The organism is Shewanella sp. MF05960 (assembly GCF_050849305.1).
Lineage (GTDB): Bacteria > Pseudomonadota > Gammaproteobacteria > Enterobacterales > Shewanellaceae > Shewanella.
This window is the reverse complement of the sequence record NZ_JBOZPS010000022.1, coordinates 1-26,523: the sequence shown is the minus strand read 5'-3', so window position 1 is coordinate 26,523 and position 26,523 is coordinate 1. Positions and strand designations below refer to the sequence as shown.

At 42.6% G+C, this 26,523-nt stretch carries 27 protein-coding genes; 12 read left to right on the top strand and 15 right to left on the bottom strand.

Annotation, left to right across the window (positions count from 1 at the left end):
- The first annotated feature begins 7 nt into the window (after positions 1–7).
- The 3 genes from prmA (at position 8) to fis (ending at position 2,478) form a co-directional block, all read left to right on the top strand.
- Positions 8–889 (top strand): 50S ribosomal protein L11 methyltransferase, encoded by an 882-nt coding sequence (gene prmA, locus ACROAE_RS17945; protein WP_432404565.1) that lies wholly within the window; start codon positions 8–10, stop codon positions 887–889.
- Positions 890–1,186: 297 nt separating this feature from the next.
- A complete protein-coding gene (gene dusB, locus ACROAE_RS17940; RefSeq protein ID WP_432404719.1) occupies positions 1,187–2,149 on the top strand; it encodes a tRNA dihydrouridine synthase DusB in 963 nt (320 codons plus the stop codon).
- A 23-nt stretch (positions 2,150–2,172) separates the two neighbouring features.
- Complete coding sequence (fis, locus tag ACROAE_RS17935; RefSeq protein ID WP_011494902.1) at positions 2,173–2,478, top strand: DNA-binding transcriptional regulator Fis; 306 nt, start codon at positions 2,173–2,175, stop codon at positions 2,476–2,478.
- 128 nt (positions 2,479–2,606) lie between these two features.
- Here fis and ACROAE_RS17930 read toward each other — a convergent pair whose 3' ends face one another.
- The 8 genes from ACROAE_RS17930 to ACROAE_RS17895 all read right to left on the bottom strand — a co-directional run bounded on the left by ACROAE_RS17930 (position 2,607) and on the right by ACROAE_RS17895 (position 7,315).
- A complete protein-coding gene (locus tag ACROAE_RS17930; RefSeq protein ID WP_432404558.1) occupies positions 2,607–3,032 on the bottom strand; it encodes a hypothetical protein in 426 nt (141 codons plus the stop codon).
- Positions 3,033–3,082: 50 nt separating this feature from the next.
- Positions 3,083–3,688 (bottom strand): hypothetical protein, encoded by a 606-nt coding sequence (locus tag ACROAE_RS17925; RefSeq protein ID WP_432404555.1) that lies wholly within the window; start codon positions 3,686–3,688, stop codon positions 3,083–3,085.
- 29 nt (positions 3,689–3,717) lie between these two features.
- On the bottom strand, positions 3,718–4,032 hold the full coding sequence (locus tag ACROAE_RS17920) for a hypothetical protein (protein ID WP_432404552.1): 315 nt from the start codon (positions 4,030–4,032) through the stop codon (positions 3,718–3,720).
- Positions 4,029–4,604 (bottom strand): YagK/YfjJ domain-containing protein, encoded by a 576-nt coding sequence (locus tag ACROAE_RS17915; protein WP_432404549.1) that lies wholly within the window; start codon positions 4,602–4,604, stop codon positions 4,029–4,031. The genes ACROAE_RS17920 and ACROAE_RS17915 overlap by 4 nt, the downstream gene beginning before the upstream one ends.
- A 322-nt stretch (positions 4,605–4,926) precedes the next feature.
- On the bottom strand, positions 4,927–5,205 hold the full coding sequence (locus ACROAE_RS17910) for a hypothetical protein (protein WP_432404546.1): 279 nt from the start codon (positions 5,203–5,205) through the stop codon (positions 4,927–4,929).
- A complete protein-coding gene (locus ACROAE_RS17905; RefSeq protein ID WP_432404543.1) occupies positions 5,205–5,396 on the bottom strand; it encodes a helix-turn-helix transcriptional regulator in 192 nt (63 codons plus the stop codon). The genes ACROAE_RS17910 and ACROAE_RS17905 overlap by 1 nt, the downstream gene beginning before the upstream one ends.
- A gap of 100 nt (positions 5,397–5,496) precedes the next feature.
- Positions 5,497–6,045 (bottom strand): hypothetical protein, encoded by a 549-nt coding sequence (locus tag ACROAE_RS17900; protein ID WP_432404540.1) that lies wholly within the window; start codon positions 6,043–6,045, stop codon positions 5,497–5,499.
- Positions 6,029–7,315 (bottom strand): tyrosine-type recombinase/integrase, encoded by a 1,287-nt coding sequence (locus tag ACROAE_RS17895; RefSeq protein ID WP_432404538.1) that lies wholly within the window; start codon positions 7,313–7,315, stop codon positions 6,029–6,031. The genes ACROAE_RS17900 and ACROAE_RS17895 overlap by 17 nt, the downstream gene beginning before the upstream one ends.
- Before the next feature lie 573 nt (positions 7,316–7,888).
- On the opposite strand from ACROAE_RS17895, the gene ACROAE_RS17890 reads away from it, so the two are divergent.
- The 3 genes from ACROAE_RS17890 to ACROAE_RS17880 all read left to right on the top strand — a co-directional run bounded on the left by ACROAE_RS17890 (position 7,889) and on the right by ACROAE_RS17880 (position 10,475).
- Positions 7,889–9,109, top strand: a complete 1,221-nt coding sequence (locus ACROAE_RS17890) for a Kelch repeat-containing protein (RefSeq protein WP_432404535.1) — start codon at positions 7,889–7,891, stop codon at positions 9,107–9,109.
- Between the two features lie 104 nt (positions 9,110–9,213).
- Entirely contained in the window at positions 9,214–9,726 is a 513-nt protein-coding gene (locus ACROAE_RS17885) for a hemerythrin domain-containing protein (protein ID WP_432404530.1), read from the top strand.
- Between the two features lie 218 nt (positions 9,727–9,944).
- Positions 9,945–10,475, top strand: a complete 531-nt coding sequence (locus ACROAE_RS17880) for an AlbA family DNA-binding domain-containing protein (RefSeq protein WP_432404527.1) — start codon at positions 9,945–9,947, stop codon at positions 10,473–10,475.
- Positions 10,476–10,565: 90 nt separating this feature from the next.
- Here the strand turns inward: ACROAE_RS17880 and ACROAE_RS17875 are convergent, their stop codons facing one another.
- The 6 genes from ACROAE_RS17875 to lptM all read right to left on the bottom strand — a co-directional run bounded on the left by ACROAE_RS17875 (position 10,566) and on the right by lptM (position 15,274).
- Positions 10,566–11,306 (bottom strand): HAD-IA family hydrolase, encoded by a 741-nt coding sequence (locus ACROAE_RS17875; protein ID WP_432404524.1) that lies wholly within the window; start codon positions 11,304–11,306, stop codon positions 10,566–10,568.
- Positions 11,306–12,205, bottom strand: a complete 900-nt coding sequence (gene xerC / locus ACROAE_RS17870) for a tyrosine recombinase XerC (RefSeq protein ID WP_432404521.1) — start codon at positions 12,203–12,205, stop codon at positions 11,306–11,308. The genes ACROAE_RS17875 and xerC overlap by 1 nt, the downstream gene beginning before the upstream one ends.
- Positions 12,206–12,220: 15 nt before the next feature.
- Positions 12,221–12,850, bottom strand: coding sequence for a DUF484 family protein (locus ACROAE_RS17865; RefSeq protein WP_432404716.1), 630 nt, complete (start codon positions 12,848–12,850; stop codon positions 12,221–12,223).
- 107 nt (positions 12,851–12,957) lie between these two features.
- Positions 12,958–13,785: a diaminopimelate epimerase gene (gene dapF, locus ACROAE_RS17860; protein WP_432404518.1), complete on the bottom strand. Its 828-nt coding sequence runs from the start codon at positions 13,783–13,785 to the stop codon at positions 12,958–12,960.
- Between the two features lie 41 nt (positions 13,786–13,826).
- On the bottom strand, positions 13,827–15,071 hold the full coding sequence (lysA, locus tag ACROAE_RS17855; protein WP_432404514.1) for a diaminopimelate decarboxylase: 1,245 nt from the start codon (positions 15,069–15,071) through the stop codon (positions 13,827–13,829).
- Between the two features lie 20 nt (positions 15,072–15,091).
- A complete protein-coding gene (lptM, locus tag ACROAE_RS17850) occupies positions 15,092–15,274 on the bottom strand; it encodes an LPS translocon maturation chaperone LptM (protein WP_432404511.1) in 183 nt (60 codons plus the stop codon).
- Between the two features lie 79 nt (positions 15,275–15,353).
- On the opposite strand from lptM, the gene cyaY reads away from it, so the two are divergent.
- Complete coding sequence (cyaY, locus tag ACROAE_RS17845) at positions 15,354–15,689, top strand: iron donor protein CyaY (protein WP_432404508.1); 336 nt, start codon at positions 15,354–15,356, stop codon at positions 15,687–15,689.
- A 74-nt stretch (positions 15,690–15,763) separates the two neighbouring features.
- On the opposite strand, the gene ACROAE_RS17840 is transcribed toward cyaY, so the two are convergent.
- Complete coding sequence (locus ACROAE_RS17840; RefSeq protein ID WP_432404505.1) at positions 15,764–18,226, bottom strand: class I adenylate cyclase; 2,463 nt, start codon at positions 18,224–18,226, stop codon at positions 15,764–15,766.
- A gap of 283 nt (positions 18,227–18,509) precedes the next feature.
- On the opposite strand from ACROAE_RS17840, the gene hemC reads away from it, so the two are divergent.
- From hemC to ACROAE_RS17815, 5 genes are all read left to right on the top strand, one after another.
- On the top strand, positions 18,510–19,439 hold the full coding sequence (gene hemC / locus ACROAE_RS17835) for a hydroxymethylbilane synthase (RefSeq protein WP_432404502.1): 930 nt from the start codon (positions 18,510–18,512) through the stop codon (positions 19,437–19,439).
- A gap of 25 nt (positions 19,440–19,464) precedes the next feature.
- Positions 19,465–20,193 carry a uroporphyrinogen-III synthase gene (locus tag ACROAE_RS17830; RefSeq protein WP_432404499.1) on the top strand — a complete coding sequence of 243 codons (729 nt, stop codon included), beginning with the start codon at positions 19,465–19,467 and terminating at the stop codon, positions 20,191–20,193.
- Positions 20,194–20,268: 75 nt separating this feature from the next.
- Positions 20,269–21,510, top strand: a complete 1,242-nt coding sequence (locus ACROAE_RS17825) for a uroporphyrinogen-III C-methyltransferase (protein WP_432404496.1) — start codon at positions 20,269–20,271, stop codon at positions 21,508–21,510.
- Positions 21,507–22,676 (top strand): heme biosynthesis HemY N-terminal domain-containing protein, encoded by a 1,170-nt coding sequence (locus tag ACROAE_RS17820; protein ID WP_432404492.1) that lies wholly within the window; start codon positions 21,507–21,509, stop codon positions 22,674–22,676. The genes ACROAE_RS17825 and ACROAE_RS17820 overlap by 4 nt, the downstream gene beginning before the upstream one ends.
- 345 nt (positions 22,677–23,021) lie before the next feature.
- A partial coding sequence (locus tag ACROAE_RS17815; RefSeq protein WP_432404489.1) for a retention module-containing protein occupies positions 23,022–26,523 on the top strand: 3,502 nt, incomplete at its 3' end.

The window sequence follows — 26,523 nt, the reverse complement described above, 5'->3', positions numbered from 1 at the left end:
ACATTCCATGGCTTGGATCCAATTGCGCATTCACACCCATCGCGACCACGCAGACATGCTTGGTGACTTATTAATGGATCACGGTTCAGTTTCCATTACTTATGAAGATGGCCAAGACGAGCCTATTTTTGAGCCTAAATTGGGTGAGACTCCGTTATGGCAGGACACCATCTTAATCGCTTTGTTTGATGCAGAAACAGATTTAGCACCGACTATCGAATTTTTAGAAACGATGCCATTTTTAGGTAAAGGATTTACCCATAAAATTGAGCAAGTTGAAGAGAAAGACTGGGTACGTGAATGGATGGACAGCTTCCACCCTATTAAATTTGGCCAACGCTTGTGGATATGTCCAAGCTGGCGTGAAATACCAGATCCAACAGCCGTTAACGTTATTCTTGATCCCGGTCTTGCCTTTGGTACGGGTACCCACCCAACTACTGCGTTATGTTTAGAGTGGTTAGACAGTCTCGACTTAACCAACAAAGAAGTGATCGATTTTGGTTGTGGTTCAGGTATTTTAGCTATTGCGGCCATCAAACTGGGTGCTAAAAAAGTGACCGGTGTTGATATTGACTACCAAGCCATTGATGCCTCAACCGCAAATGCTGAACGAAATGACGTTGTCGATCAATTAGCGTTATATTTACCAGAAGACCAACCCGCTAACTTACAAGCCGATGTACTGGTCGCCAACATTTTAGCGGGTCCATTAAAAGAGCTCGCACCGCTGATAGCCGAAAAAGTCAAAACCGGTGGTAAACTGGCTTTATCGGGTTTATTACAAGAACAAGCGCAAGATGTATCAGACTTTTACAGCCAATGGTTTGATATGGATCCAGCTTGCCATAAAGAAGACTGGAGTCGACTCAGCGGTATACGTAAATAATACCGAACTCGCCTCAACATTAAGCTAACAGTGGGTTGTTTTATCACCAAAATAACCCACTGAATATTTTTTTACAGCTTATTAACAACCCTCAAAACTCCCAGCGTCAATAAAAAAGTTGACCTACAGCTCGCACCAGCCCTCAAGCACCATGTAAAAATGCCAATTATTAGTCAAAGATGTGACAGCCAATAAAAGTCAAGCAAAAAAGTTGCGTCTAGGTCATTTATTGACCTTTTCATGACCGCCAAAAAGGGCTACTATAGCGCCCCTTTGAAGAGCAAGGTGAAGTTCGCAATGCAAATTGGCCCGTATCAACTGTCTAATCAGCTGATTGTGGCACCAATGGCAGGTGTCACCGATCAGGCCTTTCGAAATCTCTGTTTACGCTACGGCGCTGCCTTAGCGGTATCAGAAATGCTTTCATCAAATCCTGAAGTTTGGGACAGCGATAAAAGCCGCCAGCGCATGATGCATTCTGGTGAAGAAGGTGTTCGCTCCGTACAAATAGCAGGTGCAGATCCTGAGTTAATGGCCAATGCCGCACGGTTCAACGTTGAACAAGGCGCGCACATCATTGACATCAATATGGGCTGCCCCGCCAAGAAAGTGAATAAAAAGTTTGCTGGCTCAGCACTCATGCAAAGCCCCGATTTAGTAAAAGAGATTTTACAAGCCGTGGTATCTGCTGTTGATGTGCCAGTAACGTTAAAGATTCGAACAGGTTGGGAACCTGAACATCGTAATGGTGTTGAAATAGCCAAGATTGCCGAACAAAGTGGCATTGTTTCGTTAGCTGTTCACGGCCGCACAAGACAATGCATGTACAAAGGTTTTGCCGAGTACGACACGATTAAAGCAATCAAACAGAATGTCTCAATTCCTGTTGTCGCCAATGGGGACATTGACACTCCGGAAAAAGCCAAGTTTGTGCTTGACTACACCGGCGCCGATGCCCTGATGATAGGAAGAGGTGCACAAGGAAGGCCCTGGATTTTTAAAGAAATCCTACATTATCTGGAAACAGGTAAAAAGTTAGCGCCAATTAAGGCGGACGAGCAACGCGCAGTGATGCTTGAACACCTTAACAAACTTTACGACTTATATGGCGAATACAAAGGTGTCCGATTTGCTAGAAAGCACGTCGGGTGGTACCTAAACCATGAGGAACAGCGCCAATTTCGTGCTGACTTCAATCGGCTTGAAACCGCTGCCCAGCAACATTCCCTAGTGGAATGTTATTTTGATGAATTAGTTTAGAATTTAATAAAGAGCAGAATAGAATGTTTGATCAGACAACTAACACAGAAGTTCACCAGCTTACCGTAGGCAAAATCGAAACAGCAAACGGCACTATCAAGCCGCAGTTATTACGTGACGCAGTTAAACGTGCCGTAACTAACTTCTTCTCTCAGTTAGACGGTCAGGAAGCTTCTGAAGTATATGAAATGGTATTGAGCGAAGTTGAAGCTCCTTTACTAGACATCATTATGCAACACACTCGTGGCAACCAAACGCGCGCTGCTAATATGTTAGGTATCAACCGTGGTACTTTACGTAAGAAATTAAAGAAATACGGCATGAACTAAGACTTAACGTCTAAGTGATTGTAATGAAACGGGCTTATCAGCAATGATAAGCCCGTTTTGTTTTATAGGGGCACGCATGGGGGCACACACCTTAATTTCATTCATTAGAAATAGTCATCCAAAAAACTCTATCTGCCTATCAACTCACGAAACAATTTCTCAAATACTTTAATATCGCGACTCTTTTTTGATTGCTCAAACATTTCTAAGAATGAAGCTTCAGTGCATTTCAACTTTGCTTTACGAAAGTAGACCATCATCTTTTGCTCATATTTAGCGATTGGTCTATGTTCAACCAACGCTCTTAATGTCCCGTTGAACAGTGCGTCTATGTGCTTCCCTTCTTTTGATAAAATTACAGCCCGATACTCAGAACCATTGTTTGTAAAACAAAGAACCCAATCTAGTGGTGGTTTAATAAAGGTAGCAACATGCTTCAGTGCTATTTCATCAAGGTTGAAAGTTTTAGTCCACGCCAGTTCATATTGCTTTGTCTTAATGTAATTTTTTATGTGTTTTTCGAGCGTTGCATACTGATAGAGATAGTCAGCCATTCTAATTCCTTGAGTTAGTTTTTTATTTGGCTTTAATTTAACGGTTAGAATCAACCGAAAACCTTAGCCGCTAATTTCGAAATTTTCACATCTAAGGTTAAAAACCTTTTTTCAGCTAGCCTCAAATACCTAACCTCTAGGCTATTTAGCAACTGTACCTCGTTGTTAAATTTATCAAATCTAACTCCCTTTGGCTTACCAAATGGATAAGACATTTCAAACGTATCCATAGAGGCATCATTCCCCCAAATATTGCGCCTTATCTTCCTGATCCGCTTACGGAGTCTTTCCTCTGTCCCCATTGATTGAACCGAGTAATGCAAGCCTATGCAATGACGGCACGCCCAACCGTTAGGCACACCGTAAAGATAAAGCCGCTTGAGTTCGCAACATGGGCAGATAAAAATTAATCGTGGGTAGCGGGTATTATCCCAAATCAGTGGAACAGGAAATAATGGGTACTTAGCAGATTCAAACCACGCGATAGCGGCATAATCATCATGTTTAGAAATGGTAAACTGGTTTGGGTATTTGTCAGAGTTAAAGGTAAACTTGCTGCCAAAATCGGTTATGCAGGCTTTAAATGCCTTAGCATCAATACGCTCTTTACCCTCTATGTAGCGCCTAGTTCGCGCACTTGCAAAGCATCCACTCATACGAAATACCTTTAATATTGGCACTTATTTTAGGGAAGTTGATTTTCCTTATGGCATCTAAGTAATTCACGCTGAGCAAACCCTTTAGCATATTCCTCTTTATTCTTTTCGCTTACGCTAGTGACTAAGGATTGATGCCGATAAACCTTACCCACTAGATAACGCCATTCAGAATCATCGTCTCGCTGTACCGTCTCGATAAAAGGGGCACCACTTGCCATAAGCCTAGCAGCCACTAACGCTTGAGCGCTCACGCTATCGCATAGAGCCACAATTTGATTATCCTCTGCATAAGCACTCATGGATAAAACGCTCACTAGCAGTATCTTTGTGTATGTCATCATTTTGCTTTTTTCCTTAAATTTGAATGACCATAATCTTTAGCATATTGAGGCTTGTAACCTTTACCTCTAGCCTTGAAAATGTACGAACAATGACGAATAGCTTCAGATTGCGTATTTAAGTCCGAACGATGGAAGTGATACTCCTCAGACCAATACGGGCTGCCGCCTGAAATTTGTAGCCATATTTCCCTGATTTTTTCACACAATTTATGAGCCAGTCTAATTCGGTTCCCGTCCATCATTAAAATACAATGATAATGCTGCTTCTTGGCTTTTTCTTGCTCTCTTGACCATGTATAAGCAATATCCTTTGTTTTGTAATGCCTCCCAAGTCGCTGCACTAACCTTCTAAACAATATCCTCATTGGTTTTGAGTTATCTAAGCAAACGTTATCATCGGCAAACCTCAAATCAAACCTAAATAAAAACACCTTGGAATGGGTATTGATCATCCAATTGAACTCATCAAGGAAAGTCTTAAACGGCTGCGTATGAATGCCTGATGGCTTTGCCTGTACCTCATAAACTTGTCCACCATGCTCTATCCACTCTTGATAGCTTATGTATTTCATTTAAAGAATACCGCTGTAATAGATATTATTAATAACCGAGCAAAAATAGCCCATTCCACTTGATTACAATCCTTTGCTAGTAAGACATTGCACCGATAGTGCTCACTCACATTATGGGGGTAACAAAGTGGTGAGGGTTGTTTAACCTTGTTCACTTCAATACTAGCAATGCTTTTAGCGATAGTAGGCGCTAACATTTGAGTGACTTTGCTAGATGAGTTTTCTGCTTGATATGCACACATAATAGGCTTACTCTTTAAACGCTGGTGGCGCTTGATCGCCAAACTTCACACCACCAGCAAGTTTACGAAATGCCCTTGGCTTACTGGTCAGGGGCGTTTTCTTTTAAGGTGACGATAGAGTAAATCTTCCGCCTTGAACCATCATTGGCAGGTCTTGAGTCAATAGATAGCCCTATTGCAGCCAGTTTGGGTTCAACACGTTGTGCAAATGAAGGTAAGTAAGGTATTCGATGATCTTGCGTTTCATATGCTTTGCGGTAGTCGTAACCGCCACTAGCCGCTATCGTCATCAATGCTTGATATTCTTTCGCTGTAAAACGCTGAGCATTGGTTTTCAGTAATGTTTGGATGAAGTTCATTACACGCCCTCCCATTCACCACGAACCCAAGCTTGCACTTCTGACTCTAGCCAACGACAGCAGCGTTGAGTTAATCTTCTACCTCTTGGAAACTGGCCTGCTTTTTCAAGTTGCCAAATTCGAGTTCTAGATAAACTCGTCATCTGCTTTACATATTTAAAATCTACAAGTTTTTCACTTTGTAAAAACATATTAATCAACCTTCATCTTTGTTTATAGTAGGTTGATAATATCAATGGTTGAAAATCTGAAAATGGGGGAAAAACAATATCAATTTCCCCCCGTTAAATTTCACTTATCTAAACTATCAAGTGATCCCTCTAAGTGAGTCTCTAAATGTTTAAATGTTGCATTCAAAATTTCAGATTCTCCTTCCAATTTCATATCTATCATGTAATTACTAGAAAAATTATGTTCAGGATAAGCGGCCTTCATGTCTTCCCAAATTATTTTTAACCTATCTCTGATTTCTTTTGTATTTGGAGTTTGATCAGAATGAAAGAGACCTAATTTTTTAGCTGTTTTAGTAGGGCTTTTATCATTCTGAATATAAAGATACCAAGTTTTGTAATAACTTTTACGCTTTGTTGCAGGTCTTGACTGCCGTTTTACTGAGTCTAACTTTTCAATAAAAACAATTAGTTGCTCAGCAACGCCTTTATTCCACATTACTGCTGATTCAAAAGTTGTAGTAGGAAAAGTGCAAGCGTGTTTTTGATATTCGGCCAAAGCCTCGACACTCCCCCATCGAGTTACAACCTTTGCCCAGTTCTCTAAAAGCTGCCTGTTCTCTTCAAGTATTTCAATAATCTCAGTACCTGCTTTAGCCTTTGAAGTCATTCCTTCTCCCTAAAACAACTATGTTATTGGTGTCACCGCGCAACAACTCTAACCTATCTTGCCACTTGTTCAACGCATCAAGCTTTTCAGGTAAATACTGACTGCGATTATAAATACCTGCCACGCCCTGTAGTGAGTGACCTAACAAAGCTTCGACCACATGGGGCGCTATGCCCATATCATTCAAGCCAGTGGCAACAGTGCGCCTTAAATCGTGCAGGCTCCATGATTCCTCATGGCCTAGTAATTTATAAATCGTTCGCCCCCAACCACTCACCGCTTCGGCATTTTTCAACTCACCTAGCAAATAGCCGCCTTTATGCTGATCACATAATGCTTTCAGCATAGGCAGTAGCGCTGTAGGTATTGGACGCTTAATCTCACCGCTTTGGCCTTTAGCTTGGTCTTTATCGCGGGTTTTGTTATGTGCTGCGGGAACCGTCCACACTTGAGTTTCAAAGTTAAATTCTTTGGTTTCGGCAAGCCTTAACTCTTGAGAGCGACAACCAAACGAAATTAACAACAAGGTTAAATGGCGGTAATAAGGCATCATTCTGCCCTCATCAAGCCACTTAACTAAGTCCTCTAACCTTTGCCAGCTATCATCCTCCACCAGCCGCTGTGAGCGTTTATTTTGTTTCTTGGCATCTATGTCATCAAAATCAATATCAAACACGCTGCGGTCTATCTCATAGCCTCGTTTATTACAAAACTTAAGGGCTTGCTGTAAGTTCCTAAGCACGTAGCCAGCCGCCACAGGATACTGTTTTGAGCGCTTGCGAATTGTTTTAATCCAGTGAGGCTTTTGGATGCTGGCAAGGGGTAAATGGCCTAACTCTGGTACTAACCATTTATTGAATTGCTGCCTATGTTTAAGCGCATTAGTCCTTTTTTCAATGGCGTATTCATCAATCCAGAAGTTAAGCGCATCGGCAACGGTTATCGGTTTGATTGTTTTATCAAGGGCGAGAACGATTTCAAATTTGGGATCTTTACCATCTGCCAGCCATGCCCGACATTCATCACGCTTCTTACGCGCCTTTGCCAATGACAAATCAGGGTAACTACCCAATACCAGCTTGGTGGGGTTTGTGCTCCTATCACCTACTCGATATCGGAAAAGCCAACTCACATTATTTAGCTCATCATTTCCAGAAGGTCTTGCTCGCACACTCAAGCCTTGACCATCACTTTGGCTCACTTCTTTGGTGATAGCTTGCTTCTGTAGCCGCTTCAAAGCTGTATCAGTTAGTTTTCCTTTACCACTCATATTTCCTCTCAGGGGGGCACGCATGGGGGCACACACTTGATAGTCTAACCCTAAACATAGATAAACAACATACAACAAAAATATGATGTAAGCCTATGTTTTGAAATACATTATGTAAACTTAGGAAAAGTAAGGCAAACAACGAAAAACACTAAAAGTGATTGTACGGCATGAACTAAGACTTAACGTCTAAGTGATTGTAATGAAACGGGCTTATCAGCAATGATAAGCCCGTTTTGTTTTTAATTACACAAGGAACCAAACACTTAAGCATTGTATTTAAAACTGTTGTAAATGTAATGTTTGGTATACTAATTTCAACTTTTGAAGGATTAACACTGTCTAAAAACTCTCTTAACAGAGACGGCCTAAATACAAGTTCATATACAAATGTTACTTGTTATTATTTTTACCAACATAAATGAAATAGCACCTGTAATCTCGCTATTACAATCTCAATAAACTCCCCATTTCATATTGAAAACCATTTGAATACACATAGAAATAGGTGTTAAACCGTAACTTGGTTTACACTATTATCAAGCTAATAAAGTACATATGAAGGATTTATACATGCCTCGTTTAATCGAGTTTATCTTTTCGCACCTGCGCCTTTCGATTAAGCTTTCAATCTCCAATATTGGTGATATAACAACTACATCACCACGTCATAGTACGATATTAATATTGTTAGGATTTCTATTCGGCGCGACACCCACTTTTGCTGCAACCAACATCGCACCTTTACCACAGGCGGTGAGTAATAACGCAGTTGCCATGGTGCATGCTAATAAACAAACGTATTTACTGAGCTTTATGGGTCTAGGAAAAGATAAAGATTATCAAGATGTACATAATCTCGCCTGGGCATTAGCCATCGATAATACCAATCCTCATTGGCAATCGATAAAAGCGGTACCGCATGTGGCGCCGCTTTCTGGTCGCTTAGCGGCTATTGCAGTGGGTATAAAAGAGCATGCATATGTATTTGGCGGTTATACTGTTGCAGAAAATCATGATGAAATAAGCACTGTAGACAACTATCAATACTCCATCAGTACCAACAGCTATCAGCGTATTGCTGACATGCCTGTGGCTGTAGATGACACCACTGCCGCCACATACCAACAACGCTATATTTATCTGTTTGGCGGCTGGCACAACGACGGTAACGTCAATTTAGTCCAAGTGTATGACACCCAAACCAACACGTGGGCACAAGCCAGTCCAATCCCTGCACCTGCGGTGTTTGGCCAAGCGGTAGGCATAGTCGGTAATCAGTTAGTGCTGTGTGATGGGGTCAAAGTGCAGCCTAATATCAATGCACGTCGTAGTTACCAGGCATCACCAGTGTGTTTATTTGGGGAAATCAGCCCTGAAAATCACTTACGCATTGATTGGCAATTATTGCCGCACTACTCATCAGTTGCGAAGCAAACCGAAACCCAATCACATGCGCCAACAGCACATTACCGAATGGCAGCAACTGGTATTATGACGCCAAAAGGCGGTCAAATCGTCTTTTTAGGGGGCAGTGATAACCCGTACAATTATTCAGGTATTGGTTATAACGGTCAGCCGAGTGAACCCAGTGGTCAACAATATCGTTTTGACCTCGTCAGTAAGCAATGGTTAACGCCACAAGCCTTAGCGCAACCGAGTATGGATCATCGCGGGTTACTGTGTTGGCAAACTACTTTGCTGCGTGTTGGCGGTATGCTTGTAAAGCAAAATGTGAGTAACCACGTATTAACAACCACACTCAATGCCAATGAAACCTGCGCTGTCGATTAATAACGTGCTTATGTGAGTTAGCTAGCAACTTTGACTTTAACATTTGAGAACCTCTAAAGATGCACATAATATACATGTAACTTATGTGTACCTTTGGAAAAACGATGTTAACTGAACACGCGTCACCCGCATTACAGCAGTTATCGCTAATCGATTTAATTGATTATATTGAAGCGACTCACCATCAGTACATCCGCGACACGGCGCCATTATTAGCCGAATATACTGAAAAAATGGTTAGAGCACATGGGGATGATCACAGCGAAATCAAACCACTGGCACAAGCTGTTAACGCACTTATTGCCGAATTAATGCCACACTTAATGAAAGAAGAACGCATTTTATTTCCAGCCATAAAATCACTCAGCTTAGGCGAACCTGCTCATGGCTGTTTTGGTCACATTAGCAATCCCATTAATATGATGCTGCATGAGCACGATAATGCCGACCAGATATTACATACCATCAGAAGTCTAACGAATAATTACACGCCACCTGCCGGTGCATGTAATACGTGGCAAACCTGTTATCGCACATTGGCAGAGTTTGATGCCGATTTACAAAATCATATTGATGTTGAGAATACGCTGCTTTTCCCAAAAGCACTGGCTATATAATCTTGCGCCATTAATCAAAGCAGACAATGAGGTCACTGTTGTGGCCTAGTGTGGCTTAACAAATCTACTCACGTATTTTTTATCCGCTTTATACCGAGCCCCAACGGTATATTTTAAGAAGTAACTCCGTGCTCTCCCTTGCGGATTTACTTCCTTTTTTTAGCGAAACTTCTTAAAGTAATATTATTAACACGTAGTATCGCAACAAGGGAGTCTTTATGTCGCCTCACCATTACCCAACATTTGCCTTAGACGATATTGCCAACTTACAAGAGTCTGCGCAGGTAGAATTTAAATTAGCCGGCGGCCGTGATGGCAACGGTAAACTGCCCGAAGGCATGTGGGAAAGCTACAGTGCATTTGCTAACACGTTGGGCGGCGAGATCATTTTAGGCGTGAAAGAACAACAAGGGCAATTTACTATCGAAGGGATAGTGAATCCTATGCCAATGTTGAGTGAAATTTGGACCATTCTAAATGACCCTAAAAAAATCAGTCACAACATTTTAGCGCCAACCGATGTGCAAATAATCGAAATCTTGGCAAAAAAACTCATCCGTATTCACGTGCCGAGTGTTGATGTAAAACTCAGACCCATTTATGTTGGCACCGATCCCTACAGCGGCACGTATTTCCGCGTAGGCGATGCCGATATGCATGCCAGCCGTGAGCAAGTTGAACAAATGAGTCTCAAAGCAGAAATCACCTTAAGCCAACGAACCACAAATAATCACAAAGCATTAGATTAATAAATCATTCATTACGACATCGCTTTGACGCTCTAATAAGCGTAAATTAAGGTTGTTTAATCAGCACGCTAAAGTCATTCAAGCAGTAAATTAGAGTAATTCAAGCAGTAAATCTAATTGATTAATTTCAACATGCGGTAACACTGTTTGCGCTTTTTTGTGCCGTTGTTGCATACATGGGTTAAGCCAAACACTCTGACACCCTGCCATTTTAGCCCCTGCAACATCCGACGATGGATGATCGCCTATATGCAGCAATTGTGCAGGTGTAATCGCAAGCTGCTTGCAAGCTAACGTAAACATATCACTGTGCGGTTTCATTTTAATGCCGTTGCCTGGGTGCAGTACAAATTGCATCACATCATGTAAGCCAATGCGCTTGGCGTCTACATTGCCATTGGTGATCCCAATTAACGGATAGTGTTGCCCGAGTGTTTGCAACACGGCCAACACCTCAGGCGCGATAGTAAAGTCACTGCGATGATGATGAAAACAATCCATGCCCACTTGTGCACCCTGACTGGCGTCTATTTCAGAGTAACCAAAATGCAATAAACCCTGATGCAACATGGCATAACGCGCGGCACTGGTGTCGTGCGCAAGTTCGGGTTTTAAGGCAAATAAATGGTGCTTAAGCTGTTGCCACTGGTTGCTGTTCCACGCCGTTGTAGCCGGATAACGACGATTGATCAATTCAAATAATTGTTCACTCGCATGGACAACATAAGGAAGATTATTATAAAGGGTGTCATCTAAATCGAAACTAATGGCTTTAAAAGGGTGTAGGCGTTGATACTGGGTAATAGAAGCAGCTGGTTGTTGATATGTCATTATTTTCCCCTATCTTTTTTCGCTCTTGGATGCGCGCCGTCGTACACTTTAGCAAGGTGTTGAAAGTCTAAACTGGTATAAATTTGTGTGGTCGACAAGTTTGCGTGACCCAGCAACTCTTGTACAGCGCGTAAATCTTGACTTGATTCAAGCATATGAGTTGCAAACGAATGACGCAACTTATGCGGATGAACTTTTACTGACATGGCCTGCTCTTGGCCCCATTTAGCCATACGCGCTTGAATGCTTCGATGCGATAAACGTTTCCCTTGGCTGCTCACAAACAAAGCATCACCAGCCTCTGCCAGAGGTAATTGTTCACGGCATCCAAGCCACGTTTGTATCGCTAATAGCGCAACTTGGCCAATGGGCACAACGCGCTGCTTGCTGCCTTTACCCGTCACTTTAACTTCACTTTGATCAAACTTAATGTCTGCACAATCTAGGCTCGCGAGCTCCGCTAAACGTAAACCGCTTGAGTAAAACAACTCCATCATGGCTTTGTCGCGCAGGCTTAAAGGGTCGGTGCCATCAATTGACAACAAATGACTCACCGCATCGACATCCATATTTTTGGGCAAGGGTTTGTTTTGCTTAGGAGCGCTAAGCGTATGGGCAGGATTAACCTTTACCGCACCTTCGTGGAGTAAAAAGTCGAAAAACTGTTTAAGCGCAGACAAACACAAAGACAAAGAGCGCGGACTTAGCCCTTTACGATGTAAGCCTGCGATAACAGATTGCAGCTGCTCTCGAGTTACGCTAATCAAGGCGGCATCTTCGCCCAATTGAGTGGCGACACGGCGTAATTCAAATAAATAATTACGCACTGTGTATGCCGATAACTGCCGCTCAGAAGTCAAATATTGGCTAAATACCGCCTGCCAGTCGGTTTGCTTCATGGCGCGAGCCCTCAATTATAATTGCGGTAATATATGGTCTAACAGATGGCGTAGCTGGCTAAATAACAATGAGTCCATGTCTGGATGGAAATGAGTCGGGTCTTTGCTGGCAATGGCAAAAATCACCTGGCCGTTGTTATCAGACAACTTAGTTAAGGCCACAGAGCCAACTTCGCGGCCAAATAAGCGCGATGATTCAGACTGAGTTAAGCGGCCAAAATAATAACCACTTTGCAAACGATGACGCCAAATATTGGCTAATTCGCTATCAATATCATGCACCGTAATCAACCTGACATGACTAAAACCAAACTCACCTTTTAAGCCTTCAGACAAAGCTTGTCGCAGCTCGCCTAAGTCTTTACTTGCCAGCAACTTAAAGGATAACTCATTATTAAAATTGAATATTTTTTCATTGTGAGTGGCAATTTTCATCAACGAAGTAATTTCTTCTTCTAGCTCGCTCACGCGTTGTCGCAGTAATTCTTGACGACGCTCAACCAACGACACCGCGCCGCGCTCTGCATGCGGCACACGCATCGCGATAAGCAGTTCAGGATAGCGATTAAAAAAGTCAGGATTATCCAATAAATACTCGCGGATTAGCACTTCATCAAAAGGAAGTTCCTGTATGTTACTGAGCATTTCTGCACCTAAATCATGGCCGAGAGTATTAATGTCTTTCGCGTTGGCACTGCTCACGCTGTCGACATTGATGTCATTTTTAGTTACTGCTTCTGAGGTAATGTCACTCATAGTTGAATATGCCCATCGTATACGTGTTCAGCGGGGCCAGTCATCCATAATGGTTTGCCCTCGCCTTCCCAATTTATCACTAAACTGCCGCCCGGTAGGTCTACCCTAACTTGCTTATCGAGTTTATCTTGTAATTGCCCTATCGCTGCCGCTGCACAGGCACCGGTTCCGCAGGCTAACGTTTCTGCTGCACCACGCTCATACACGCGTAATTTGATATGGCTAGGCGTTACTATTTGCATAAAGCCCACATTGACGCCTTTTGGAAAACGTTCATGGCGGGTCAAGCTGCGACCAATTTCGTCAACATTGACCGCGTCGACATCTTCCACTTCAATGACACAATGAGGATTACCCATTGAGATTGCACCACATAAGTACGTTTGCATTGGCGTTTGCAGCAAATAAGTTTTTTCACTTCTTTTGGCTTTAAAGGGTATCTGGCTTGGCTCAGTGACGGGCACGCCCATATTGACGGTGATATGGCCATCTCGTTCAATACGTAAAGTAATTTTGCCCGAACTGGTGCTCACGCGAATTTTATTTTTTTGGGTCAAGCCTTTGTTTCGCACAAACCGAGCAAAGCAGCGGGCACCGTTACCACACTGCTCAACTTCGCTGCCGTCGGCATTAAAAATACGATAATGAAAATCGAGATCCGGATCATAAGGCGGCTCAACCAATAACAATTGATCAAAACCAATCCCAAAATTACGATCGGCAAGACGTCGAATTTGCTCAGGCGAAAAAAACACGTTCTGTGTTACGCCATCAACGACCATAAAATCGTTACCTAGCCCATGCATTTTGGTGAAATGGATCACGAAAGTTTCCTTATAAAACGTTATACCGACAACAAGTGAATTTACGGAAGTAGGTGTTCGCCTTGCCAAAGTTGCTCTAAGGTTTCACGCTGACGCACCACCACATCTTTAGCGCCATCAACCATAATTTCGGCCACTCGTGGGCGTGAATTATAATTAGATGACATCGCAAAGCCATAAGCCCCACTTGAACGGACGGCTAATAAATCACCCGCTTTTACCGCTAACTGCCTGTCTTTACCTAAAAAATCACCGGTTTCACATACTGGCCCTACAATATCATAAGCAAACTTGTCTGCATCTGTTTGTTGTACAGGAATAATATTTTGCCAAGCACTGTAAAGTGATGGGCGAATAAGATCGTTCATGGCGCCATCAACAATTGCAAAACGTTTGTCGCTGTTTTCTTTCAAATACAGCACTTGAGTAACAAAAATACCTGCGTTAGCAGCAATGGCACGTCCAGGCTCAAAAATTAACTTCAACGAACGACCGTCTAAACGTTCAAGCAAAGCCGCAGCATAAGCGTCTGGATGTGGAGGCGTTTCGCTGTTATAAGTCACACCTAAGCCGCCACCAACGTCGAAGTGTTCAATTACAATACCTTGACTCGCTAAACGATCGATTAACGCTAGCATGCGGTCCATAGCATCTAAAAACGGCTTAATTTCGGTTAGCTGAGAACCAATATGGCAATCGACCCCTTTTACCTGTAAGTGCGCGAGTGACGCTGCACGGGCAAACACGGTTTCGGCTTCTTCCATCGCGATACCGAATTTGTTTTCTTTAAGACCTGTTGAAATGTAAGGATGCGTGCCAGCATCAACGTCTGGGTTAATTCGCAGCGACACTGGCGCGACTTTACCTAAACGTTCAGCGACGGCATTAAGCTGTTCAAGCTCCGCGCTAGACTCAACGTTAAAACAATAAATGCCCAATTGCAGCGCTTGCTCCATTTCGGCAACGGTTTTACCCACACCAGAGAACACCACTTTTTTAGGATCGCCGCCAGCTTGCAATACGCGAGACAGCTCACCACCAGACACAATATCAAAACCACTGCCTAAACGAGCCAGCACATTTAATACTGCTAAATTTGAATTAGCCTTTACTGCGTAGCAAATAAGATGAGGATGATCGGCTACTGCATTGTTAAATGCATGCCAATGGCGCTCTAACGTGGCGCGAGAATAAATATATAACGGGGTGCCATGTTTCTTTGCTAGCTGTGCTACATCGCATTCTTCGGCGAATAAAGCATCACTTTGATATGAAAAGTAATCCAAAATGCAGGTCCTTATAAAAGCTATTCTTGTTGTGATATTGAGGGTTGTTGTTCAGTCGTTTCTGCTTTATCAGGCACATTGGTGCTTACTGGTTGCGAAGCAACTTTGTTGGCCACAGGTTCCGGTGTTTTGTATAAAACCCCTTTTTGACCACATGCGGTTACGAATAGGCTAGCAAGCATAATAAATAAAAGCAGTCTCATTTTTCTCAACATCTGTGCATCTAGTGAATAATGGTCTTATAATCGCATTCATAACGCAGAAAGCAAAGGACAGAAATGCATGACTATGACAGATACTGAGTTTCATCGATTAGCAGATGAAATGTTTGGCGAGATTGACAACGCAGTCGAACGAGCAATTGACGACCAAGATGCCGATGTCGATATTGATGCGAGCGGTAACGTGTTACAACTGGCATTTGAAGATGGCTCACAGATAGTGATCAACAAACAAGAGCCGCTTCATGAGATTTGGATTGCGACAAAGTTTGGCGGTTTCCACTTCAATTACACTGATGGTAAATGGCTAGACACTCGTAACGGCCTAGAGTTTATGCCCTTTGTGATTGATGCCATCAAAAAGCAAAGCGGTATTGAGTTAGATATTAAATCTTAAAAATCCAATAAATGGGCTTAGCACTTACACTGAGCCCATATATTTTTCATCCACATCAGCAACGTTAATCACACCTAAAAAGCTGAGCCCATTTCGTCATCAGACAATCCAAACGGTAATACCTGCAACACACCTTCTATGCGAGTCAGTTTAAAAAACTGCGGCATATTAAATACCGGTAAACGCTGTTTTTTCTCGTTAAACACATATAAGTGACTTTCTTTACCGACAAACTCTTTCATGCTTGTATGCGGATATTGCAGTTGTGTTAGTTGGTTATTCTCATCAACGATAAACACATCGAGTATGTCATTACGTTCACGCAAAAAATATTGCTTAGCGCCTGTGGCAACAAACTGTTGAATAATCGAAGGTACGCTGGCGTAAGGGTCATCGATGAGCTCAGGCCTTGCCAAGACCAAGTTTTCAACCAGATCTTTTTTTACTGCAGTATCAATTTTACGATACATCATGCCCAATGAATTAAAGTACATCCCATATCTGTTTTCACCAATGGTGATTTGGTGCATTAACGTGCTTGTTTGGCTCACCTTTTTCATCAAGCCATAGCAACGTAACAACAAGACTTTAAGCTGGTTAAATATTGGCTGCTTTAGTTTTGCAGAGCAACTTATTACAGACAAATCGACTTTATCATCTGAGCGTTTTAGGCCTAAAATCACAAACGAGATAGCTTCCAATAATGCAGTATCGCCATTAAAACGGTGACTTTGCCACTCTCCCCAGCTGTTTAAACACACCACAGCAACAGAAGACAGCATGTTGATTTTATCACGCCCAAATGACAAGACATTCAAGTCGATGTAATCGAACATCAATTCTTGTCCCTGCCATTTTACGGTTGGGTCATCATCAACATTCACCACGAATATAATTTTTTGATAAAACCATGGCTCACATAAATGCCGCTTAGACACCATAGGCACATTATTTAACATCGGGATTAATTTATGACTCAAATACGCCAATTTGTCAGCACGGTGAGAACCTCTGCCGACTTGAGCCCATTGGGTATCTAGCGTGGCAAGCCCGTTCAAAACAGACCAAGCTACAAGGCTACAAACATTGTCAGCGTCATGGATCACTTGGTTAGCATTGGTACCAACAAAAGACGCTCGAGCATCCGTTAACGACTCTAAACTTTGGGTTTGAGCTTGACGATATAAGTAAAAACGCGAGGCGGCATCACAATAACGTACCACCAACACCTTCTCTGCCGTCGATAAGCTCCATAACCGATTAAGCGGTTGTAAAATATGGTCATCATCACTAAACGATGAGTGCAACTTACGCGCAAGTAAACCCAGTTCTTCAACACGCATACGGTCGCTTAACGCTTGCTTAGAGGCAAACTGCAACAGGTTTTTATAACTCGTTAATAATAATTCGCTTAATTGCTGGTTAAACCATTTTAATTGCCCTGAATGCCAATAAGGGCTGCTATCTAACGTGGCAATAAGGCCTGGACTCCAGCCCCACTGGCTGACTAAATGACGCATTTTATTAATGCGCCAATCACGTTCTTCTGAGATGGGTTGCTGTGACAGCATGACCCCAGATTTAAGGTAAAAACACCGCCTAACAATCTCTAAACGATTGTCGTCCTCTTGAGTCAGTAAATAACGTTCAATGCGATAATAGAGCAATAAGTAAGCATCGTTATCGCAGCTAAAGTTTTGCTGCTCGCACAACTGCCAAAGTTGTTGAGTAATGAGCGTGGTGTTGGGATATTCCGACGCGTAGGTTTCTAATAACAAAACCTTTAATAATGCTTTGTGTGGTTTATTTAAGCCTTTATATAACTGCCATAATGATGCACCAAAATATTCTGCTGCAGGGAGAGAGTTAATATCACCTAAATAAAGTAAATGCGGATATTGCTCGGTTATTTGTTGGGTGGCGCTTGGCCACCACGCAACGGTTTTACCTGCTAAACAAATATGTGAACGATAAAACTCTTCTAGCAATAACCAATGCTGGCTGGTGCCACTGTGCTCCAAACCTAATGATTGGCTACTTTCAAATGCACTAGAGTCACGAAATTGCATCGGATGAACAAGGTAAAAATTGACCTCAAAATCAAAACCAGCAAACCAGTCTGTCAGCAATTTATTTTTATCATTAAGCAGAGCGAGTTCAGCATGTGTAAGATGACTTTTATGCACCAGCCACACATCAATATCACTCTTGGGGTTTTGGCCAAAACTAGCCGTACTGCCCATGGCGTAAACACCTTCAAAAGCAGTTGAGTGCGCCTCAATAACAGCAGGAACGTCCAATGACATTGCATGACAAGCTTCAATAGCGTGATCTGGTAATGAGAAAAAATCGATACCGCAAGGTGTTTTAGGGTTAAGTATGCCAGGCAAATCAGGATGATTAACTTGCAACATCAATGGAATGAGATGAAATAATGCTTGTTGCATTTGAGGCAGCACACTGAGCACTCGAGCCACTCGAATACGATTTAATTGCTGTGCTAATTCCTGTTGATGACATGCTGTGACGATAGTCAAAGCTTACTTCCTTATAACTGTACGTTAAATGTATACATTGCGAGTTAACAATTTTAATTTTGATAATTCGAATTTATCACTAACTACAGTAGATTGAACATCACAATTTTACCAAAACTGTGATCGTTGTAGCGTTAAGTGTCAATTTGTCTCGCACTAAATGCATGTAAACAAGGTAAATAAGCGCTACAGACTTCAAACAATTAGCATCGATTTGTTACATCAAAGCGTGGGCAATGATAGCATTAGCTTAACTAAGGCTATCTGACTTGGATCTACTACTATGTCTGAAAATGTAATTCGTATTGCAACACGTAAAAGTCCACTGGCTATGTGGCAAGCAGAATTTGTGCAAGCTGAGCTAGAACGTATTCACCCTGGTTTGCGGGTTGAGCTGCTACCTATGAGCACAAAAGGCGATGTTATTTTAGATACGCCATTGGCTAAAGTGGGTGGCAAAGGCTTGTTTGTTAAAGAGCTTGAAGTCGCTATGCTAGAAAATCGTGCCGATATTGCGGTGCATTCTATGAAAGACGTGCCGGTTGATTTCCCAGACGGTTTGGGTTTACAAGTGATTTGTGAACGTGAAGACCCTCGCGATGCATTTGTTTCAAATAGCTACAAAACAATCAGCGAATTACCACAAGGCGCTGTAGTCGGAACATCAAGCTTACGTCGTCAATGTCAAATTCGTGCTGCACGCCCAGATTTAGTCATTAAAGACTTGCGTGGCAATGTAGGTACGCGCTTAGCCAAACTCGACAGTGGCGACTATGATGCCATTATTCTTGCTGCTGCTGGGCTTATTCGTTTAAAACTTAATGACCGTATTGCGAGCTTTATTTCTGCTGAAGAATCATTACCAGCAAATGGCCAAGGTGCAGTCGGTATTGAATGTCGTACTGATGACGCACGTGTTAAGGCGCTATTAGCCCCACTTGAACACTTAGAAACTCGCTACCGAGTGCTTGCAGAGCGCGCGATGAACACCCGCTTAGAAGGCGGATGCCAGGTACCTATTGGCGCTTTTGCTGAAATTGAAGGTGACAAGTTAACCCTACGCGGATTAGTGGGTAACCCTGATGGCAGCCAAATTATTACTGGCACAGTGTCGGGTCTTAAAACTGATGCGGTCAGTTTGGGCCAAGCTTTGGCAGATGACTTATTAAGTCGCGGTGCTAAAACTATTTTAGATGCTGTTTATGCCAGCTAATTTTTGCTCATCAAGATAACAGACGATGAAAGTCTTGCTAACGCGCCCGCTCGGGCGCAATCAAGCAATGGAGGAGCAACTCTCGCTTAGCGATGTTGCCTACTTTGTTACTCCCCTTTTAGTGGTTGCCGAAACCACTGAGGAACTCGACTCCTCAAGCTTAAAACATACCGACAACTTACTGTTTATTAGTACTAATGCAGTCGATTTTTCCGCACAAAAACTACGACAACAGTTTCCACAACACTGCCATTACTTTGCTGTAGGCCAAGCGACCGCAGACAGCCTTGCGCAGTTTAACATTCATGCCTATACCTCACCCGATACAAGCCAAGACAGCGAAGGGTTATTGTCTTTACCGCAACTGCAAAATGTCGAAAATCAAACCTTCGTTATTGTACGTGGCGTCGGTGGCCGAGAGGAATTGGCCGCGCAACTAACCGCACGCGGTGCCCAAGTTGACTACTGGCAAGTGTATCAACGCATCGCACCCGCGCTTAATGGACATGACATTTGCCAGCAATGGAAATCATTTGGTATTGATACCATTGTGGTCACTAGCGGTGAAATATTATCCAACTTAGTCGACCTTGTACCAAAAGAATCATTTGCATGGCTACGCGCATGTCATATCATAGTCCCTAGTAATCGTGTCGAAATGCAAGCAAAAGCAATGGGATTAAGCCATATTACCAATGCAAATGGAGCAAATACTCAAGCAACACTTACGAGCTTGGGCTTAAATTTGTTATGATATTGTTATGTAGCATCGACATGCATTAATTAATATTGCTTTTATTGGTTGTATTTTTGCTTTCAAGGACTGTTCATGGAAAACAATAAAAAAGATCCAAATTCGCCAGCAAATCAGGACGAGAAAGTCATTTCTCCAACACCAAGCCCTGTTGAGAAGCCGGCTGTGGCCAAAAAAGGCAATACCCCCAATCCATCGTCAACTGACAAAAAAAATAAAAACGCTCAGAATAACGATACCCAAATGAACAATCAACGCCGTAAAACCAAAGCCAGCTCTTGGTGGATAAGGCTTGGCGTATTATTGAGTTTAATTATTGGCATTGCAGCTATCGTGGCTTGTTATTGGATTTATCTGCAACTCGATAAACAAGACAGTGGTCAAGTTCAGTTAGAGCAAACAATTACTGCACAAGCTAAACAAAATCAATCATTAAAGTATGAAGTACAGCAAGTTGAGATGACAAGCAACAAACGCTTCTCGACATTAGAGCAACAACAACTTAATGACACTAAAGCTTATGCAAAGCTTGCTGAACTTCAGCAATCAAATAAATTATTACAAGAGCGTGTAGCAGTTATCGCCCAGCGTAGCCCTAATCATTGGATGGCCTCTGAAGCTGAATACCTAGTGCGCATGGCCGGCAGAAAATTGTGGTTAGAAAACGACCCGCAAACCGCTATGGGCCTATTACAGTCTGCAGATGAACGTATTAGTGCCATGAAAGACCCAGCGTTAACGGTCTTACGTAAAGCCCTTGCCGATGACATTAACAAAGTAAAATCATTAAAAACCACCGACATTACCAATACTATTTTCGAATTAGACACTGTGATTAATGGCTTAACCTTACTGCCGTTAAACCGAGTTAATGAGAACTTCCAAGAAAATTCAGAGACTCCGCCAATGACAGATTCAATCGACGATTGGCAACAAAACCTTGTGCGCACTTGGCATGATTTAACGGACGGCTTTGTCACTATTCGCAAACGAACCACAGATTTAGAGCCACTTTTATCCCCTGAACAACAGTGGTATTTAGTGGAAAACATCCGTAATAAATTACTTCAAGCACAACTGTCTTTATACCGATTTGACCACGTTAATTATCAGCAATCTATTGCATTAGCTGACAAATGGTTACAGCAATATTTTGATTTAACAGATGCAAAAACCAAGGAAACAGTTGAAGCATTAGATAAGCTTGCAAGAGTAAAGGTTGAGAAAATCACTCTTAATAAATTCCAGGCATCTCCATTACTTCAGCAGCTGGTTACCTATGGTGAAATCATGCCAGTGGAGGAACTTGCACAATGATTAAAACCTTAGTGTATGTGTTGCTTATCTTAATTGGATTATGTGTCAGTCCGCTCATTATTGGCCAAAGCGGTTATGTCTATATTGCGATTGGCGAATATCAAATTGAAACCAGTTTAGTTGCCGCTGTTGTGGGGTTAATTTTCTTTTATTTTGCACTGCAATTAGTGGAATGGTTATTAGTATTACTGCTTAATATTATTTTAAGCAGTCGTTACCTACCCGCTAAATGGCGACAAAAAACGGCTAAAAAACAGACTCTTATTGGCGCTTTAGCTATCGCAGAAGAAGATTGGCCAGCAGCAGAAACAGCAATGGCTAAAGGTGCCCAGCAAGGTGAAATACCGTTATTAAACTTGTTTGCTGCCGCTCGAGCGGCGCACTATCAAGGTAAAACCACAGCGCGCGACCACTACTTAACGCAAGCAGAGAAAAATCCTATTGCCAAAACGGCGGTAGAGACCTCTCGTGCACGCTATTTTATTAAGCAAGGTGATCTAGTTAAGGCCAGAACTATAGTTGATAGGCTCAGCCCAACCAGCAAAAGTAGCGCCCCTGTTTTAAGGCTAGCAGTGGATTTGTATCAACAACAACAAGACTGGCAAGCACTTAAACTACTGCTCCCTATTGTGGCGAAACGTAAAATACTGAACGATAGCGAGCAACTAGGATTAGCGACACAAACCAATGCAATTTTATTAACCAATGCAGCCCAAGAGTCTGAGGCTGAATTGGAAAAATGCTGGCACTGGTTAAGTAAAGCTGAGCGTAAACAGGATGAATTGATAGTGGCTTATGCTCATGGTTTAAATCTATTTAAACACCAAGATAAAGCCTTAAAACTACTGAGCAAACAACTTAAAGCTCAGCCCACCTCACTCTTATTTAACGCCTTGCCAGATTTAGTCAGCGCAGATGATAGCGAAATACGTAAGTTGCTCGAGCGTCTTGAAAGCACTCATGAGAATGATGCCGACTATCAAACGTGCTTAGCAAAACTGGCCATGCAACAGCGTGATGCTAAACAAGCCAAAATCCATTGGCAAAACGTATGCAGAATTGCACCGTCACATCAAGCCTGGTTAGCACTAGCACAAATCCAAGAACAATTAGGCGAAAACACTCCTGCAGCACAAAGCTACCGTAAAGCAGCAATCTCTATGTAATGCTTTAGTATGAATTTACTTCGAGATAGTTATCAAACCCGCTACCTTGCGGGTTTTTTATTCAGAAAATTTCATGTGTGCCGATAAGACGTTTACCGTGTAAAAGCATTAACCCCTGATAAACTCTACAATATTAATCATTACAAATATCTATTTAATAAACTAATAATCAACTAGTTACGCAATCATACCGTGACGTCAAAAAATTGACCACATACCTAATTCATGGTAGAATTGTTAGATTACGGTTAAATTATTTTTAATTTAAAATTCATAATACTTTGACCAAGATCACGCATACTTACGTATTAATTACCTGAATATCAAAGCTGTTGGGAGCTTCAAATGGAATCGATTAAAACATCACAAAACGGGATACTTTCTGCCTCTGAAGGCAAAGTAGTCATGACCATCAATAACCAAACAACTGAGCTTAAGTTAGGCCAAATTGTGCCAACCGGAGCGACTGTGACTAGTGACGAAAGCATAAACTTCGTCATTACTTTTGATGATGGCACTATTTTCAATAGTGAAGATATGCCTACAGATGAAACGATTACCAATGCTCTTAACGCAGAGGATCAGGTTTTAGATCAAACAGCTTTAGATGAAATTGAAGCGCTACAAGATCTTATCGCTTCAGGCGAAGATCCAACAACAGAACTACCTGAAACCGCTGCTGGCGCCCCAACTGCCAACCAGGGTGATTTTGGCTATGTTGCAGTATCACGTGATGGAAGCGAAACACTTGCTGACAATGGTTATGATACAACTGGACAAGCGGCTGCCCCAACAGCTGTAATTCAGGAAGAAGGTGTAGGCGAAAACGATTCTCCATCAATTTTAGTCAACGATGCAATAACGGTTGGCGAAGACCAAATTGCTTCAGGTAATGTATTAAGTAATGACACTGATGCTGATTCAGCATTGAGCGTAGTGAGCTTCGAAGTTAACGGCGAAATCTATCCAGCAGGCACTGAAGTCACCCTCGAAAATGGTGTGCTCGTGTTAAATGCTGATGGTTCTTATACTTTCACGCCAAATGAAAACTGGAACGGCACTGTTCCTGTGATCACTTACACGACCAACACAGGTATTACCGCGACATTAACCATTGAAGTCACGCCGCTTGATGATGCGTCCGTATTAGTTAATGACAGCAATACCATTGTTGAAGATACCGTTGCCACCGGTAACGTGTTAGATAACGACAGCGATGTCGATTCAGATTTAAGTGTTGTGAGCTTCGAAGTTAACGGCCAAAGCTATGATGCTGGCACCGAAGTTACCCTAGAAAATGGCGTGATCGTGTTAAACGCTGACGGTTCATACACCTTCACACCAAATGAAAACTGGAACGGCAGCGTACCAGTGATCACTTACACCACCAATACTGGTATCACTGCTACGTTAACCATTGAAGTCACGCCGCTTGATGATGCGTCGATATTAGTGAATGACAGCAATACCATTGTTGAAGATACCGTTGCCACCGGTAACGTGTTAGATAACGACAGCGATGTCGATTCAGATTTAAGTGTCGTAAGCTTTGAAGTTAACGGCCAAAGCTATGATGCTGGCACCGAAGTTACCTTAGAAAATGGCGTGATCGTGTTAAATACTGATGGTTCTTATACTTTCACTCCAAATGAAAACTGGAACGGCACTGTTCCTGTGATCACTTACACCACCAACACTGGTATTACTGCGACATTAACCATTGAAGTCACGCCGCTTGATGATGCGTCGATATTAGTGAATGACAGCAATACCATTGTTGAAGATACCGTTGCCACCGGTAACGTGTTAGATAACGACAGCGATGTCGATTCAGATTTAAGCGTAGTGAGCTTCGAAGTTAACGGCGAAACCTATCCAGCAGGCACTGAAGTCACCCTCGAAAATGGTGTGCTCGTGTTAAATGCTGATGGTTCTTATACTTTCACGCCAAATGAAAACTGGAACGGCAGCGTACCAGTGATCACTTACACCACCAATACTGGTATTACCGCGACATTAACCATTGAAGTCACGCCGCTTGATGATGCGTCAGTATTAGTTAATGACAGCAATACCATTGTTGAAGATACCGTTGCCACCGGTAACGTGTTAGATAATGACAGCGATGTCGATTCAGATTTAAGTGTTGTGAGCTTCGAAGTTAACGGCCAAAGCTATGATGCTGGCACCGAAGTTACCCTAGAAAATGGCGTGATCGTGTTAAACGCTGACGGTTCATACACCTTCACACCAAATGAAAACTGGAACGGCAGCGTACCAGTGATCACTTACACCACCAATACTGGTATTACCGCGACATTGACGATTGAAGTCACGCCGCTTGATGATGCGTCAGTATTAGTTAATGACAGCAATACCATTGTTGAAGATACCGTTGCCACCGGTAACGTATTAGATAATGACAGCGATGTCGATTCAGATTTAAGTGTTGTGAGCTTCGAAGTTAACGGCCAAAGCTATGATGCTGGCACCGAAGTTACCCTAGAAAATGGCGTGATCGTGTTAAACGCTGACGGTTCATACACCTTCACACCAAATGAAAACTGGAACGGCAGCGTACCAGTGATCACTTACACCACCAATACTGGTATTACCGCGACATTGACGATTGAAGTCACGCCGCTTGATAATGCGTCAGTATTAGTTAATGACAGCAATACCATTGTTGAAGATACCGTTGCCACCGGTAACGTGTTAGATAATGACAGCGATGTCGATTCAGATTTAAGCGTAGTGAGCTTCGAAGTTAACGGCCAAAGCTATGATGCTGGCACTGAAGTCACCTTAGAAAATGGCGTGATCGTGTTAAACGCTGACGGTTCATACACCTTCACACCAAATGAAAACTGGAACGGCAGCGTACCAGTGATCACTTACACCACCCATACTGGTATCACTGCTACGTTAACCATTGAAGTCACGCCAGTTGCTGACGGCGCTCCTACCGTTATTATTAATACAGATACTAATGATGATGGTTTTATTAGTAATGAAGAACTCAATGGCGCGACAGAAATAAACGTTACTATCGGCTTGGACAACACCGGTGCTCAAGCCGGTGATACCCTTATTGTCAATGGCATTGAAATTGTATTAACACAAGAAGATATTGATACTGGGAGTGTAAATCTCGATTTACCTGCACCTGGTGAAGGTGAAGAAATTGAAGTTGTTGCTGTAATCGTTGATTCTACTGGTAATACATCACCTGAAGGAAGCGACTCTGCAATTTTAGATACCACTCCACCAGTTATTACCGTTGATGCACCAGCTCTCACAAATGACACAACACCAACTATTACTGGTACGACTGACGCACCTGTTGGCAGTACTGTTACGTTAATTATTACGGATAGTGAAGGTAACGAACAAACGATAACAACAACGGTTCAGCCAGATGGAACCTACGAGGTTGACGTAAGAGATCCGCTAGCTGAAGGCGACTATACAGTCGTTGCTGAAGTTACAGATCCTGCTGGTAATTCTGCCACTGATACTGATGATGGAATTATTGACATAACGTCACCAGCACCGCTTGTTGAGTTCAGCGGCATGGGCACTGACGGTATCTTTAACAGCGATGAAATTGGTACTGACGGCACTGTGACCGCGACCGTGACCTTAGCGACGGGCACCCAAGTGGGCGACACCTTGATTGTCACCGACGGCAACGGCACTGAATTATTTAACGGCCCTGTCACTCAAGACATGCTGGATAATGGCTTTGATGTTGAAGTCCCTGTGACCGCTGGCGCAACCGATGTTGATGTCACCGCACAGGTGATTGATATCGCCGGTAACCCATCTGCAACCGCAACCGACACAC

Coding starts and splice junctions, on each gene's coding strand:
- prmA (WP_432404565.1), top strand. CDS start 8: ATGGCTTGGATCCAATTGCGCATTCACACCCATCGCGACCACGCAGAC.
- dusB (WP_432404719.1), top strand. CDS start 1,187: ATGCAAATTGGCCCGTATCAACTGTCTAATCAGCTGATTGTGGCACCA.
- fis (WP_011494902.1), top strand. CDS start 2,173: ATGTTTGATCAGACAACTAACACAGAAGTTCACCAGCTTACCGTAGGC.
- ACROAE_RS17930 (WP_432404558.1), bottom strand. CDS start 3,032: ATGGCTGACTATCTCTATCAGTATGCAACGCTCGAAAAACACATAAAA.
- ACROAE_RS17925 (WP_432404555.1), bottom strand. CDS start 3,688: ATGAGTGGATGCTTTGCAAGTGCGCGAACTAGGCGCTACATAGAGGGT.
- ACROAE_RS17920 (WP_432404552.1), bottom strand. CDS start 4,032: ATGATGACATACACAAAGATACTGCTAGTGAGCGTTTTATCCATGAGT.
- ACROAE_RS17915 (WP_432404549.1), bottom strand. CDS start 4,604: ATGAAATACATAAGCTATCAAGAGTGGATAGAGCATGGTGGACAAGTT.
- ACROAE_RS17910 (WP_432404546.1), bottom strand. CDS start 5,205: ATGAACTTCATCCAAACATTACTGAAAACCAATGCTCAGCGTTTTACA.
- ACROAE_RS17905 (WP_432404543.1), bottom strand. CDS start 5,396: ATGTTTTTACAAAGTGAAAAACTTGTAGATTTTAAATATGTAAAGCAG.
- ACROAE_RS17900 (WP_432404540.1), bottom strand. CDS start 6,045: ATGACTTCAAAGGCTAAAGCAGGTACTGAGATTATTGAAATACTTGAA.
- ACROAE_RS17895 (WP_432404538.1), bottom strand. CDS start 7,315: ATGAGTGGTAAAGGAAAACTAACTGATACAGCTTTGAAGCGGCTACAG.
- ACROAE_RS17890 (WP_432404535.1), top strand. CDS start 7,889: ATGCCTCGTTTAATCGAGTTTATCTTTTCGCACCTGCGCCTTTCGATT.
- ACROAE_RS17885 (WP_432404530.1), top strand. CDS start 9,214: ATGTTAACTGAACACGCGTCACCCGCATTACAGCAGTTATCGCTAATC.
- ACROAE_RS17880 (WP_432404527.1), top strand. CDS start 9,945: ATGTCGCCTCACCATTACCCAACATTTGCCTTAGACGATATTGCCAAC.
- ACROAE_RS17875 (WP_432404524.1), bottom strand. CDS start 11,306: ATGACATATCAACAACCAGCTGCTTCTATTACCCAGTATCAACGCCTA.
- xerC (WP_432404521.1), bottom strand. CDS start 12,205: ATGAAGCAAACCGACTGGCAGGCGGTATTTAGCCAATATTTGACTTCT.
- ACROAE_RS17865 (WP_432404716.1), bottom strand. CDS start 12,850: ATGCTCAGTAACATACAGGAACTTCCTTTTGATGAAGTGCTAATCCGC.
- lptM (WP_432404511.1), bottom strand. CDS start 15,274: ATGAGACTGCTTTTATTTATTATGCTTGCTAGCCTATTCGTAACCGCA.
- cyaY (WP_432404508.1), top strand. CDS start 15,354: ATGACTATGACAGATACTGAGTTTCATCGATTAGCAGATGAAATGTTT.
- hemC (WP_432404502.1), top strand. CDS start 18,510: ATGTCTGAAAATGTAATTCGTATTGCAACACGTAAAAGTCCACTGGCT.
- ACROAE_RS17830 (WP_432404499.1), top strand. CDS start 19,465: ATGAAAGTCTTGCTAACGCGCCCGCTCGGGCGCAATCAAGCAATGGAG.
- ACROAE_RS17825 (WP_432404496.1), top strand. CDS start 20,269: ATGGAAAACAATAAAAAAGATCCAAATTCGCCAGCAAATCAGGACGAG.
- ACROAE_RS17820 (WP_432404492.1), top strand. CDS start 21,507: ATGATTAAAACCTTAGTGTATGTGTTGCTTATCTTAATTGGATTATGT.